This window comes from Anaerolactibacter massiliensis (assembly GCF_900290205.1).
Classification (GTDB): Bacteria; Bacillota_I; Bacilli_A; order Erysipelotrichales; family Erysipelotrichaceae; genus Bulleidia; species Bulleidia intestinalis.
This window is the reverse complement of sequence record NZ_OLMH01000002.1, coordinates 1216461-1231930: the sequence shown is the minus strand read 5'-3', so window position 1 is coordinate 1231930 and position 15470 is coordinate 1216461. Positions and strand designations below refer to the sequence as shown.

The window sequence follows — 15470 nt, the reverse complement described above, 5'->3', positions numbered from 1 at the left end:
TGTATTTTCTTTTTCCGGAATGATGCATGCTTATCTGAGAGCCGGCTTTTTCGTGAACCGGAATGTCAGAAATCGGTAACAGGAATTTCAGAAATCCATGATTATGGCTATATGAATGAATGTATAATAGGGTTATTTCCTGAATGGAAGGTTACTTTATGTGGCAGTTCAACTATACATTACCGACCTTGATTCTTCAGGTCTATATCGGGATTCTGTTCTTCTACCGCAGACGGCTACCGACACTTCTGAGCAGAGCTTACAGCGCTCTGCTATATTCCAATCTTCTGACACTGATTCTGGATTATTTTTCCTGCCTCATGGATAATCACTGGGCAGAATATCCGGCAGGGTTGCTTACGGTGGTCAACCTGCTGTTTTTTCTTTCCTTCATTGCCCGGATTTTCCTGTTTTACCGGTTTACGCTTGTGCTGATGAAGCAATGGGACAGAATGTCGCTTTTCTGCATTCTCTCTTATCTGCTTCCGATGATGGCAATGATGATTCTGGTTATCACCAGTCCATTGAATGGTCTGATTTTTTCGATCGGGGATCATGGCTATGAATCCGGACCTCTGTACTACCTGATCAATGCGGAGATTTTCTATTGCTGCATCATGATGGAAGTATCCCTGATGAAAGGAAAGCATACCGCTCCGGATATCCGCCGCACGGCAGCCCACATGTTTGTGGCGGCGCTGATTGCGGGAGGCATGATCCGCGTTCTGTTCCCGTCTGTCCTGGTCATGGATATGTTCAGCATGTTTGCGGATGCTGTGATTCTGTCGGAGTATCTGAACCCGGAGAGCATTACCGATATGAGCACGAATCTGTTCAATCTGCGCGGCTGGAGAAAAACACTGGAAGATATCTACCTCCGAAGCGGAAAGAAGCAATTTCGCATCGTCGGGTTTGTGATCAGGGATTTCAATGGCCTGAGAGATATGTATGGCGATCAGCAGATGGAAGAAGGAACCAGGATGATCGGACAGTACCTGCTGCAGAATTTCCCGAAGATGAGTTCCTTCTATGTGGAGGACGGACGGTTTATTCTGATGACGGATCAGCTGGTGGAAGAGGAAGCCATCCTGGAAGACCTGCGGATGCGCTTCCGGCAGCACTGGCGCTGCGATCATGCAGACCTGATTCTGCAGATCGGCATGATCTGTCTCAGCCGATCCTGCAGCTTCCAGGATCAGGAAACTGCAACCGGATTTCTGAGGTATGCGTTCCGGCTGGCCGCGGTGCCTTCCGAGCGTCGCGTGATTTCTGCAGACAGCAAGCTTCTGGCGAAATATCAGCGGACCATTTATGTCCGCAAATGCCTGAATCAGGCCATTGCAGAAAATAAGGTGGAAATGTATGTGCAGCCGATTGTCACGGCGAAGGACGGAACGCCAGAGGGCAGCGAGGCCCTTGCCAGAATCCGTGATGAAGATGGAAGAGTGATCAGACCGGATGAATTCATCCCGGTAGCGGAAAGCAATGGCATGATCGAGGAGCTGGGCGAGCAGATGTTCCGCAAGGCATGTGCATTCATGGCTTCAGAAGCTGTCCGCAGCAGTTCCCTTTGCTGGATCAATGTGAATCTTTCGCCGCTGCAATGCATGGATGCTTCGCTGGCAGAGCGGTATCTGAATATCTATCGGACTTATGATCTGAAGCCGGGGAGCGTGTCGCTCGAGGTTACGGAGCAGTCCCTGAAGGATTCTTCCGTTCTTCATAAGCAGATTGTCCTGCTTCAGCAAGCAGGAATCCCCTTTATCCTGGATGATTTCGGCAGCATGTCTTCGAATCTGGAACGGCTCAAGGATAATCCGTTCATGTGTGTGAAGCTGGACAAGGATATGGTATGGAGCTATATGAAGAAGCCTGATTTTATCATGCCGCATATCATCGATGCATGTCATGAGATGGAGATCCTGGTGACGGCAGAAGGAATCGAGGATCAGAAAACCGCCGAAGTATTCAGGAAGCTTGGATGTGATTTTTTTCAGGGATTCCTTTATGCACAGCCGCTTCCGGAAGAAGAATTCCTCAAGAAGATCATTGCGGATAAAGAAGCAGGCAGGACGCAGGAATCATGAAAAAAAAGAACTGGGCAGACTGGCTGGAGAGACAGATCCGACTGGTTTTCTGTACCGACGATCAGAAGCTATACCGGAATGAATCCTTCCGGAATGAGTGGCTCCGCCAGGAAGTATTCTATTTTCTCTGGGTTGCAGTACTGGTTTCCATGCTTTCTCTGATCGGGCTCGTGGGAACTTCTTCGGTTCAGGCAGAAGGCGAGATCCTTCCGTGGTTCAATGCGCCGAAGGTGTATGCGCTGATTCTCGGGGTGAATATCGTCTTCTTCAGCCTGCTGCTGAAAGACCGGGAAGAATTTGAAACCAGAAAGAATCATGCGTTCTTCACGGTCCGGGTGTTTTCGATCGTGGAGATGCTGCTGGCAAATACGACCTTTTTCACCACCCAGAAAGGAAGCAGCTTCTTTTTTGAGTATCTGCTGATTTCCATGGTTACCTTTCTGGTTCCTCTTTATGCGCATCGGGAGATGCTGATGCTCATGGTGGCTGATCTTGCTCCGGCAATCTTCATTACGCTGAGATTTCGTCCTATGACGCCAGGGCAGGACCTCGTCGATCTCATGATTTTTCAGATCTTCTGCATCTTCGTAGCAAGTATCCGCTGGTACTCGTTTGTGCAGTATGAAGCGATCCGCCAGCAGCTGGAACAGAGCAATTCCCAGCTTCAGGATGAGAGCCGCACCGACGGGCTGACCGGATTGCTGAATCGGAATGCCTGGCGGAATGATTTCGGGAAGTACCTGCATCACCAGATCTGCCTTGCTCTCGTGGATCTGGATTATTTCAAGCATATCAATGATACCTATGGACATCTGTTCGGGGATAAGTTGCTGGTCTTGATGGCAGAGCAGATCCGGAAGGAATTCTCCAGGGATCAGGAATTCTGCTATCGCTTCGGCGGGGATGAGATTCTGATTCTTTCCATGTCGTCAGATGCTGAGGAATTCGAGCAGCGGCTGCAGATGGTTCAGAAAGAAGCGGCTCACAATATGTCGCTTGGCATTCAGATGAATATGAGCATCGGTTTCTGCAGCGGCCAGCCAGGGAGCGAAGAGGATCTTCGTCAGTGCATGAAAATTGCGGATCGCTGTCTCTATGCGGTCAAAGGTAGCGGCAGGAATTCGGTTTCCGGAGGAAAGCTGGAACATGCGTCAGAGTCTCAGCCGGATGGCGAGAGGAAAGAAGATTTCCTGGCTTCTCTCATGAGTCTGGATGAGATCCTGCAGTCCTTTCATGAACCGGATTTTCTCGCTTCCGGCTGGACGACCTTGTATTTTGATCTCATCCATTTTGCAGATCTTTCCAATCGCCTGGGCTTCAAAGCCGGCCGCGCGATTCTGCAGTCTGTGGCAATGGCGATCAGCCGTCAGTTCCCAGGAGATCTGCTGGCAAATCCGGAACTGGATCATTTTGTCCTTTATACTGTGGCGTCGGACAAAGAAATCCTTAAGCGGGTGGATCTGATCCGCAAAGAGATCAGCCACCTCAGTCCGGAGGCTTATCTGAGCCTGAAATGCGGGGCGTACCGCAATCTGGAGAATGAGGATCAGGCTGGTCCGATGCAGGGTCTTTATAATGCAAAATATGCTGCAGAAAATGCAGAGAATTCCGAAGAAGAAGTGGTATTCTACGATGCTGCGATGGATCGCGTGCGCCGGAAGGAAACCTATGTCCAGGATCATTTCATCGAAGCCCTTGAGCAGCGGAAGATCAGCGTCTTCTATCAGCCGATTGTCAGTGCGCTCAGCGAAAAGACGGTCGGCTTCGAGGCTCTTTCCAGATGGACGGTGCCAGAGGAGGAAATCCTTTCTCCGGCAGACTTTATTCCCTGTCTCGAACGCATGCATCTGATCTTTCATCTGGATCTGTATCTGCTGGAGCAGGTCTGCCTTGAACTTGATCAGAAGACAGGGGACTTCTTTGTCAATGTGAACCTTTCCCAGGATGATTTTGATGTGATTGAGGTTCCGGATGCGATCGAGCATATTCTGGCAAAGCATCGGGTTGCAAAGGAGCGAATTCAGTTTGAAATCACGGAATCTGCGGTCGGCAGAAAGAACACGATGGTTCAGGCCATCAACGAAATGCAGAGCCGGGGTTTTAAGATCTGGATTGATGATTTCGGAACCGGTCAGTCTTCGCTCAGCGTGCTGAAAGATTACTCGGTTTCCGGAATCAAGCTGGACCAGGAATTCATGCGGGGATCGGGATCCATGGATCGCTCAAGGAAGATCATTTCCGAGGTCGTCAGTCTCAGCCATTCCATGGGCTTTCAGGTCATTGCGGAAGGCATCGAGACCAGTGACCAGTACTGGTTTGCCCGGCGGGCAGGGGTAGATCTCATCCAGGGGTTTTATTTCAGCAAGCCGATCCCATTCAGCCAGCTTTCGGAGGGATTGTTTTTCAGAAATATGATCAGCGAGGAAGACAGGACGTTTTACCGGTCTGCTTCCTGGGTGGATCTGGATGGACCGATGGAATCCTTCCTGTTTCATAAGGGTCAGAAGCAGCCGGTCTTTGCGAAGGGAGTTCTGGAGCAGGATCATGGCGAGCTGTATTTCCTGAGAATGAATGAAGATATGGAGAAGCTGTGCGCACCCGTTCTTCTAAGGAAGAAAAATCGCGAGGAGATCCCCCGGGAATGGGTTTTCCTGAAGGAAATCCAGAGATCGATCGCCCGGCTGAATGAGCTGTCCGGGGTTACTCAGTTCCATGTTCTCGACACCGAAGAAACCTATTTCGGGGAGATCGCTCTGCTTGCCAGCAGTCCTTCTGCCGGCAGAGAAGCTTATGTGCTTACGATCACGAACTACCAAAGCCGGCAGGCAGGGGAAAGCGAAAAAGCGTGATGATCATCAAGGAAGCCCTTCTCTCTGGAAAAGACAAGGGTTTCTTTTCTGTTTCTTTGGCATATCATTACCCATGTTGAAATTCTGCGGGAGGAAATCATGGACGAGAAACAGGAACAGGGAAACAGTTTCTTTGAAGACGTGGAGGAGAAAGAGAGAACGGAATCGCTGGCTGCTCCGGTCATGAGTGAAAAGGAACTGGAAGAAGTAACCGCAAAGCTTCATCAATGGCTCTGGAAGTGATGGGAAACCATCCTTCTTTTTTTCTTTCAGAATATGCCCGAAAGCTCGCATCACAGGCGGATTGTCATATAATAAGGGGAGCACAGATGGTTTTCGTCTGCGCTCTAAAAAAGGATCGGAAACATGAAGCGGATTGCTGCGAAGGCAGAACAGAAACTGAGGTCCCAGGAAGGTGCTTCTCTGATGGTGGCATTGCTGTTTTTCGTGATGTGCGCTGCCGTCGGATCCATGATCCTTGCTGCAGCCAGTTCGTCTGCAGGAAGAATCAGCGGCCTGGAAACGGGAAGCAGAGAACAGGAAGAACTGCAGCTGTATGCAGGATACCTGGAACATGAACTGACTGGAGACAATGCCTATGTAAGCCAGACCCTGGAAGGTCAGACTGTATCTGAGTATTATTCGGCAGATCCGCTTGCGATTTCCGATGTGCTGAAGGTGCTTGCAAGCAAGCAGTATCAGAGTCAGTATGAAGCAATCCAAGCCCTTGGAAGCTCCTATTGGGGAACGGATACAGGAAATGCGAATATCTGGGAAGCGCATCAGGCAGAACTCAAGAAGAACAGCCAGACGCTGACCCGGACCTATCGGATTTCAAGAACTGCTGCATCCAGCGGTCTGACTCATGATGCCCGGGCAGTCATCGCCATGCAGAGCGATTACCGCACAACGATCACGGTTACGCTTCTGGATCAGACGAATCAGCCGATGGGCGGCTCGATTGTGATTGTGCTGACTCCGGAATATCCGGAAATCCGCTATGATCGGACACTGAACGGAAAGCAGATCTATTTCCGGGTGGCCTGGAGCGATGCAGAGCTTTCGGAGGGACAGTCATGAGCAGGATCAGAAACAAGCTGCATTCTTCTTCGGGCGAGTCAATCAGTGAAGTCCTCGTCGCAATGCTGGTCATCGCGTTAGGCATTGTGATGCTGGTTTCCATGATTTCTGCCAGCGGCAATATGATCCGCCGCTCTGAGCAGGCATATGCCGATTATATGGAGCAATTCAACGCCATGGAAGCCCAGGATTCATCGAAAGGGTCTGCACAGAAGCTTCCCATTACGATGACTGGCGAGAATACCGATCCGGATAAGGATTCCAATACCTATCATGGGACGATCAGAGTCTGGACTCTGAATGACTGAGGGAAGCAGGATGATGAGAACGGGAATGAAACGATTATGCACGAATGCAGGTGCCTCTCTGTCAGAAACCCTGGTAACGGTTCTGCTTCTTTCGATTGTTTTATCAGCGATGGTCGCCGGGATTCCTGCAGTGATGTCAGCCTATCGGAATGTGCGTCTCAAGGCGGATGCCCAGACATTACTGGCAACTGCGGTATCTGCAGTCACAGAAGAAGTACGGTGGGCAGATGATGTCACATTTGACAATGGAAAGAATGGAACATATGAATTCTATTCTTCCCGGCAGAATGCCAGGGTGAAGCTGGTCAACGGTTCCTATGGTACTTCCGAGGCTGGTCTTTCCGCCAGCGGCATCTTCATCCAGACCGTTGATGGCACCTCCAGCCGGCAGCTATTGACCCAGAAGACCCAGACCCTTGGCCTCTATGCATCGATTCAGCCGATTCAGAGTGACAATCACTGTGTCAATTATACGATCTCTGTCTTCTCTTCCGAAGACAGCAATGCTCCGCTCGAGAGCACCAATCTCTCAGTGAGACCGATTGCAGAATATCAGAAATAGATTGATGTGAGGAACATGTTCAGATTCCAGACAAAGAAAAACAGAAAGGGATTCACGCTGGCAGAACTGCTAGTGACCGTCGCGATCACGGTCATTCTGGCATCCTTCGGATTTGTCAGCGCAGCTCGCTATCAGAAGCGTCTGAAGCTTGCGGAAATGGATAACGCTGCCCGCGAGATTTTCATTGCGGCTCAGAATCATCTGACTGCATCAGAAGCAGATGGCAGCTGGAATCAGGCCTATCAGAAAAACGCGGCATCTTCTGATTTCGGCGTTCCGGTATCCAGAGACACGCTCGTTCTTTCCGGCACGGATTCCGATGACTATCGGGCAATTCTTTCCGTCCGTAATCAGGAGCCTTCTGAAGGACCCTATGCGGCAGCATGGAATGAGATTCTTCCATATGGTGCCATCACGGAATCCATCCGCACCGATGGTCAGTATATCGTGATTTATAACGCCTCCAGCGCTTCCGTGTACGGAGTTCTTTATACCGATAATTCCAGCAGCTATTTTTCTTCTTCCGATCAGAACTTCGTCTTTGATCTGAGTGAGCTGAAGAGCTATCTGGAGCTGGTTCACGGAAGCAATGACACGCGTCTTTCTTATGACGGAAAGGTCTTCATCGGCTGGTATGGCGGAGCAGAGAGTGCATCCATTTCCGGCGGCACCAAAGCAGAACCTTCCGTTTACTTTGATAATGCAGAGGTCCTGAAGCTGAACTTCGTCTACCCGAATTCGGGAAAGGACTATGATCATGCAGTTCTGAAATTCACCGGAATGACAAGCAAGGCAGAAGCAGTCATCAAGGTCTCCAAGAGCGGAGAGATCACTGCCGGATCCGATGACAGCAAGACGATCGCAGATCGTCTGAATCAGGCATGGAAGTCTGCAGAAACCGGAAGCTTCCGCATCATCCTGGATGATCTCACGGAACCTGCCCGCGCCTTCGGATATCTTTTTAACGCAAAGACGGCAGAAAATACCTCTGGAGCCTTTCTTCCGGGTGAAGATATCACGGTCACTGCATATGCGGTCAAAGCAGACGGAACCCAGTCTGCCGAAGTTTCCGCTTCCGCAAACAGTCTGTTTGAGTCCAATGATGGCCAGAAACTTACCATTTCCAATGCCCGTCATCTGCAGAATCTGGATCAGTCGGTTTCCGGTATCCGCAAATCCAGCTTCGCTTCTCTTCAGTCGGCGGAGCTTACCAGGGATATTGTCTGGAAAAATGATTCTGCAAGCTTCATCGGCCTTGTCAGCCAGTTGAAGAAGAATCAGAGTGTGCCTTCGGAGTTCAATATCTATGGTGCTGATGGCAGCAGCGTCAGGGCTTCTTCTGCATTCTGCAGCATTGAGAATGACTTTCTGACCTCTTTCGAAGGCAATGATCATATCCTGAGAGGATTCTCGTTCGGGCCGGGGAAGAGCGGCAATGCAGGATTATTTGCAGAGAACCCGAATACTGGCAAATCTTTCCAGGTTCAGAATCTGTTCTTCCGCGAGGCTTCTGCGGCCGCAGGAACCAGTGGAGACGCCGGGATCCTTGTCGGCAGGAGCACGAATGGACTGAAGATTTCGCAGGTATTCCTGGATGGCACGATCTCTGTCCATGCGGCCAGCGGTTGTGCCGGCGGCCTGATCGGGAAGGTCATTGAACCAGGTGCTGAAATTCAGGCTGATCAGCGGGATCTGATCATTACCCATTCTGCAATCGGGAACAATCAGCCTTCGGATCTTACTGTTCAAGGAAAGGAATCTGCCGGCGGATTTGCCGGTTGGATCTCCCGCAGCAATGTCTATCTCGGGTCCGAATCGCTTTCTGAGAAACAGGAAGCCAATGGGCTGAGCATCTCTGTCACCAGCATGGAGATTTCTTCAGACACTGCCTCCGGAGGCCTGATCGGAGAAGCGGATTCTATTTCTCGTTTTGCGATCCGCTATGTGAAGGTGTCTGCAGAAAGCTATGCATCAATCACTTCCAATCAGGGCGCAGCCGGAGGAATTGCCGGTTCGATCTCTTCTGAAGCAGCTGCAGAGATTCAGATTTCGGACAGCAGTTTCCGTTCCAGAACCAATAAGGATAATGATCCTACTCCTGACAAGATAGAGCAGGTTTCCGGAAGTACCGCGGCAGGAGGGTTTATCGGTTATCTTTCTGCAGCAAATGGAACGGTTATTATCACTGATTCCTTTTCGAACACCTATGTGCGCTCTTCGGGCAATGGCAGTTCTGCCGGCGGCTTCATCGGCAGCGTCAGTTCCGGATCCGGGTCCCTCACGATTGAACGGGCATATGCAGCAGGAAGAACCAAGGAGGCAAGCTATCAGGACGCTGCTGAAGGGCAGGGCAGATACAATGTCACTAGTACTGCCGAGAATAGCTTTGCCGGCGGCTTCATCGGTACGACATCCGGTTCTCTGACGATCCGCAGCAGCTTCAGCAATGCGTCGGTTTCAGACACCGGGAATCATTCAATAGCCGCTGGTTTCATTGCTGCTCTGAATGAAATTCGAAATGGAAATCGAAACGTTACCTTAAATGGCTGCTATTCGGCCGGAAAGATATTCGGAACAGATCATTCCGGATCTTTCTTCGGTACTAATGCCAGCGGGTTTACGGCAAGCAACTGCTTTGTTCTGAAGGGCTCTGATTTCAATGAGTCTATTTCCGCTGTCCTGAATAACCAGGAAAACTCGAATACCGATAGAATTATTTCTGCTGGTCCTGGCACTGCAAATACGCCGTTTGCGGTAGAAGAGAAGAACGCTCATCCGAATGACAGCAAGCTAGGATCTGATTATCCGTTCATGACGACTTCTCAGCTGAACGCAGCCTACTACAGCGGATCATCCTATGATTTGAATTCGAATGACAATCAGTACTTCGGAGACTGGCAGATCCCTGCTGAAGTAACCGCTGATACTGCTCTGGTGGCTGAAAACGGAAATAAGCTGACGGTTCATTTTAATATTCCGAAGAAAGATCAGCTTACCAGCGATAAATTTACCATCAGAGTTCAAGGACTGACATCTAAAAAAGTGATTTATGTTCCTGTGAAGGTCAGCAATGGAATTATTTCATGGGAAAATTTTATGGATTATGGTTATAACAGGGATCCGAATTGGAAAGCAAATAGCCAGCCTTCGAATCTGCATCAGACTACAGAATCTGCACAGTATTCAATGCTTCGCTCTGAGGAGTATTCAGAATTCAAAAAAGCATATCAGAAATCATCCGGTTCACCAGAGGCAGATCCGATTGCAAATCCTTCTGACTATGATTTTTATGCAATTGATTTTGACGATCTTACGATAAAAGAACATAAATTTCACAGCATTTTCTTCCAAACCGGATTTATCCCTGGGGAATCAATTGAATTCTCAGTGGTTTCTAGATGGGATAGTAAATTTGATTCGTCTGATGCAGGCAAAGTTACTTTCAACAGTTTATTCGGTAATGCTACAGATGGAGATACTGCTTATATAGAGAACAGTCGGCATCTTGAGAATCTCGATTCTGATTTTTCAATGTTAGGAATTAGTTATTCCAAAGCAGTTCAGAAAGACAATATTCATTGGATGGCATCTCAGGAAGAATCGTACCTGAAAGATTCCAAAACGGTTGATTTTGTTTCGGATCTGAAAGCCAAGAATGGGCTTTCTTCTGTTACTGTATTTGGTCCATACTATAGTGCCTCCTCGGAAGACACTTTTTATCCGATTGTGAATACTTCGATTAAAGAATATGATGGCAGCGGCTTTACTATCGAAAATATCAAGATTGATCTCGCAAAAGTTCATAGATTCAATAAAGATCATAATATTCAGGATAGCGGGGCAGCAGTTTTCTTGAAATTAGCTGATGGAGTCAATATCCATGATCTGACATTGAATAATGTCACTGCAACTACCGGGACTGCGTTTGGATCAGCTGCTGGGCTGGTCGGAAGTATCACTAATGGCACTATTCAGAATGTAACTCTGACTGGCAATTCATCGATTTCAGTTCTCTGCAGCAGCTATGCAGGAGGAATCGCTGCAGTAGCAAACGGCTCATTTAATATGAGCAATTGTTCTGCTTATGGGAAGAATATCACGATCTCTGTATCTAACTGGAATTCATCTGCGGGTGGGTTAGTTGGAATTGTCAATGCAAATAATCAACCGGTGAAGATCTCTGATTCCCAGGCTGCAGTTCTGATCAGAGTTCAGAATATTTCTGGTAGCGGGAGCAACAAAGGCGGCGGTTTAATCGGCAGTATTGACAATGCAGGAACAGGCTCTTCCATTGAACGTTCTCAGTCTGGAGGACATATTGAAAAGGGTCAGTATTCAAATTCTAATTTCAATATTTATCTTCCTTCATCGAAGTCGATTGGTGGCGGTCTGATTGGCTTGATTGAAAATTCTGACCTTGAAATCAGTCAGAGCTATTCAACTGCTTCCGTTTCTGCAGTTCAAGCTGCGGGTGGTTTGATCGGTTCCATTTCCGGCGGGACAGTTAACGTGAATGAATGCTATTCAACTGGGCTGGTCGGAATTAACTCAGTCAGCGGAATCTTTATTGGATATGCAGGGGACAATGCTGTTTCAGGAACTGATAACTATTATTTGGCAAATATCAATCACCGGATTTCTGTGATTGGTTCGGGGTCCACAACGATCCAGGTATCTGGCGGAACTGCTGGTTCAGATCCTTTTGCTGCGGGAAAGAATCAAGTTACGGTGAAATATGATTCGGAGAGTCTTCAGAACGATTATCCCTTCAAGACGTATACCATAACAGATCAGAACAGCAGCCAGACACGGCATGTTGGAGACTGGATGAATGCTGGGACTGAAAGTCTTGATATCAGCAATGGAGATGTTCTAGAAGCAATACTGAAAATAGATCGTTCCAACATCACCTGGAACAACCTGGTTAATGTTGCAATCTGCGGGAAAACCTCAGGGAAGGTTGCTTTTGCTAAGCTTTCTATTTCGGAAGATAATCAGGTGAACATTGAAAGTGCTGTTAATCATCTGTATGCATCATTTGATCCTTCTTCCTCCGAGATCCGGCTTGTTCTGGATGATATTTCCGGCGGCAACGCAGGAACGTTTGATACAGAGAATAGAGATTTTTCTGATGACAGAAGATTTGCAAAAATGTTCTCTGGTTTCCTGCCTGGTGAGGATATTCAGATCATTGCTGATTTTTCAGGAGCTGATACATTCCAGTCTGATTATGCATCTAACGATTCCTATTTCAGTGCTGTTACGAATAGTCTGTTCGGTGACGGGTCCTTTAACGCTTCTTATCAGTCATCTTTGTATTCTCCTTCTGCTGAAGTCATTTCTGTTCGTTATGAACTTGATAAGAATAACTTCAGCAATACCGCATTGATTCATAACACCAGACATCTGGAAAATCTCAGTTATGATGTTTCTCTTTACTCAGAAGCGTGGAATCATGTAACCATTCAGAACGCAGAACAATATGGTGATATTGATGTGAGTGAGTATTTCCGCTCTGAATCAGGCCGAACCCATATTTTTGCAGATGGGGTCAATAGTTATACTAATAATTCGGTAGTAATGGCGACACCAGAAAACTCTCTGATCGGTATCTATCAGAAAGAGCTTCTGAATTACTATGGAAATGGCTATTCCATCAGCGATCTCAGAATATGCGGAACGATGTCTTATTATGATCAACTGGGTAATATTAAGACCTTGGACCTGGAAGAAGCTGGTCTATTTGCATTGGTTAATAAAAATTTCAGTGTTTCAGATCTGAACATCAATAATCCGGTTATTGAATCTTCTAAATATTCTGGAACCTTGATTGGTAAGATAGAGCCCCAACCAAATTCTGCCGCCAGTCTGAAAATCACAAATGTGATCATAAAAGGAACAACTGCTGAGGGTCCGACTATCGCAGGCTCAGTCTCCGGAACGGTTGCTGGAGGCATTATCGGATATGCGGGAAAGGCTTCTATAGATCTGGAAAACAGTTTTGTTGGTGGCCGGTATTTTGAGGTTTCGGGTACGCAATATGCCGGCGGATTGATCGGATATGCATTTTCTGAAAGTTACAATGATGATCTGAAGATTAATCATTGCGCTGCTTCTGTTTATGTTATTCAGAATACAGATAACACTAATAGATCCAGCAGTTATGCTGCAGGCGGGCTGATCGGATATCTTGATTGGGAAACAAACACTGCGGAAGTATTAAATGCCTATTCTGGCGGTCATACTAATTCGGATGGGTTGCAGACGGTTTCCACATCCTTAGAAAAGGCAGACATTACTTCCAATCAAGGAATTTCCGGAGGCTTAATCGGGCTGCATAAAGGTTTTATTACTATCAGAAAATCCTTTTCTTCCGCATCTGTATCTGTAGTTAATGGTCAGATGGGCGGCGGATTGATTGGTTACAGTACTTACGCTCAATACGGAAATGATTACTGGTACACGCATGATGTTGAAATGTCTGACTGTTACTTTGCAGGAAAGATAATAACTCCTTCTCCGGATAATCCGTATTTGGCGGCTTCTATCCTGAATGGGTTTGGGAATACTGATCCTGCAACATGGAAAAGCTATATTGTTTTAAAAGATACGAATTATCTAGATCAGAGTGATTCGATTATCGGACTAAACCTGATAGATCGCTATGGAAATACATCGTCAATCTCTGATTCAGCAGTTGGAATCAATAAAGTGTCAGCAGATGCACTTAAGAATAAGGTATCTTCTGGTACTTCAGATGCTGAAAATACAGTGCCTTTTGATTCTTCTCTAACTGGCAGTAATTATCCTTACCCGATCTATACTTCACTGAAGTCTTCTGCTTCTGATTCAGAAGTGAAGCGTACTTATATCGGAGACTGGACTGAGTCTGAAGCTTCTGGTGCCAAGGTATTCTTCATTATCGAAGATCCTCAAGAAGAAGAGTCTCAGCAGATTGAAGAAGAGCAGGCTTCTCCTTCTCCTTCTGCAAGTTCTTCTCCGGAAGAAACAGAGACTCCTTCTTTAAGTCCTTCTGCGGAAGCTTCGGCAAATCCGTCACCGAGTGCTACTGCAGAGGCTTCTGCAAGTCCGCTGCCTGGTGCTTCTGAAAGTTCGTCGATGAGTCCTGCTGCTGGCGGAGGTACTGCGGTTCCATACCTGCATGCAGTGAAGCTGCCTTTGCCCCTATTGAAGGAAGAGGAGAGTGAAGGAACTGTTGAGCCTTCTGCTTCTGCAGATCCTTCTGAAGAGATGGAAGGAATTTCTACGGAAGCGGGCGACGTCGTGACTGAGGATGAACAAGCAGTTACGATCGAGCGTAAGATAGTAGTTGGCAAGACTGTATCGCTTTCTCTGATTCATCCGGTGCATGAGGGCTATACCCTCGCTGGATGGAGACTGGTGGATTCTGAAGAGGATCAGGAGAATAAGGGAACGGAGTCTCTGGAAGTGATGGATGGGTCCGGAAAGGGAGGGGTCATCCATTATGACTATGATCCGGATGCGGTGATTACGGTGACCGGAGATATGAAGCTGAAGGCAGTGTGGGTCAGAAATGACCTGCTTGCGTTTGCGGATACTTGGACGTCTTCCGTAAGTGCTGCTTATAATCCGTATCCTGGCAATACGAATAACTGCACGTGGACTGCATGGCAGCTTGTTTATGAGACGATGGGAATCCGTCTTCCTGCATGGGGTGATGCCGGTTACTGGCTGATCCGGGCAAAGGCAGCTGGTTTTACCGTGTCTTCAGAACCTGCGGAGAATTCATTGATTGTGTTTTCAAATCATGTCGGCTTTGTGACAGATGTCAGCGAAGATGGACAGATGGTCTATATCAAGGAAGGCAATTACAGCGGCATGTATCATGAGGGCTGGTGGCCTGCCTATGGCGACCGGCATGGTCAGAAGAGATACGGATATATCTGGCTGAGCGGATCCGGAACCTCAGACATTACGGAAGAAGAACTCGCCGAGATGGAGAAGGAACAGGCTGCTCGCGAAGAAGCAGAAACAGAACAGAAAGAAACCGAAGAGACGATTGTCATCTCGGATGGATATTATGTAGGAAACAATGAAACAGCGTTACTTCAGGATCTTGCTGAGAAGGGTCTTTCTGTCGGAACCAGAAGCGAAGCATACAGCAATACTGCGGAAGCAGGAACGATCATTGCGCATGACAGCGGAACCTTTGCAAAGGGTGCTGCCGTGAATTATACCGTTTCGCTCGGAAAAGAACAGGTGACGGAAGAAACTGCAGAGCCGTCTCTGACTCCAGAAGCTTCTGCATCGGCAAGTGCTTCTGCACCGGCTCCGTCGGTATCTGAGATCACTGAAACTGCGGTTCCTTCTGCAAGTGCATCTGCTTCAGCACCATCTGTTTCTGAAATCACTGTAACTGCAGCACCCTCAGAGACCTCAGAACCTGCCAATACTCCGGTTCCTTCTGTAACTGAGATCGAAGCTTCTCCTTCTGCTGCAGCAAGTTCCGCTCCGGCAGAATCTGCACCGGTTCCTTCCGTGAAGGAGATTGTGCCGGCAGCTTCTGAGACGCCGTCAGCTTCTGCGTCTAGTGAGGAATGAT

The 15470-nt window shown here is 47.9% G+C and carries 7 protein-coding genes; all 7 read left to right on the top strand.

Features of this window, described 5'->3' with window-relative positions; all coding sequences use genetic code 11:
- Positions 1-158 precede the first annotated feature (158 nt).
- Positions 159-2087, top strand: coding sequence for an EAL domain-containing protein (locus C7E00_RS09385; RefSeq protein ID WP_167836545.1), 1929 nt, complete (start codon positions 159-161; stop codon positions 2085-2087).
- Positions 2084-4936, top strand: a complete 2853-nt coding sequence (locus tag C7E00_RS09380) for a bifunctional diguanylate cyclase/phosphodiesterase (protein ID WP_105304046.1) — start codon at positions 2084-2086, stop codon at positions 4934-4936. Before C7E00_RS09385 ends, C7E00_RS09380 begins: the two co-directional genes overlap by 4 nt.
- A gap of 99 nt (positions 4937-5035) precedes the next feature.
- Positions 5036-5179, top strand: coding sequence for a hypothetical protein (locus C7E00_RS16200; protein ID WP_167836544.1), 144 nt, complete (start codon positions 5036-5038; stop codon positions 5177-5179).
- A 123-nt stretch (positions 5180-5302) separates the two neighbouring features.
- Positions 5303-6016, top strand: coding sequence for a hypothetical protein (locus C7E00_RS09375; protein ID WP_105304045.1), 714 nt, complete (start codon positions 5303-5305; stop codon positions 6014-6016).
- Positions 6013-6324: a type IV pilus modification PilV family protein gene (locus C7E00_RS09370; RefSeq protein ID WP_105304044.1), complete on the top strand. Its 312-nt coding sequence runs from the start codon at positions 6013-6015 to the stop codon at positions 6322-6324. The genes C7E00_RS09375 and C7E00_RS09370 overlap by 4 nt, the downstream gene beginning before the upstream one ends.
- 25 nt (positions 6325-6349) lie before the next feature.
- Positions 6350-6886, top strand: a complete 537-nt coding sequence (locus tag C7E00_RS09365; RefSeq protein WP_135358202.1) for a pilus assembly FimT family protein — start codon at positions 6350-6352, stop codon at positions 6884-6886.
- Between the two features lie 15 nt (positions 6887-6901).
- Complete coding sequence (locus tag C7E00_RS09360) at positions 6902-15469, top strand: CHAP domain-containing protein (protein WP_105304042.1); 8568 nt, start codon at positions 6902-6904, stop codon at positions 15467-15469.
- Position 15470 lies beyond the last annotated feature (1 nt).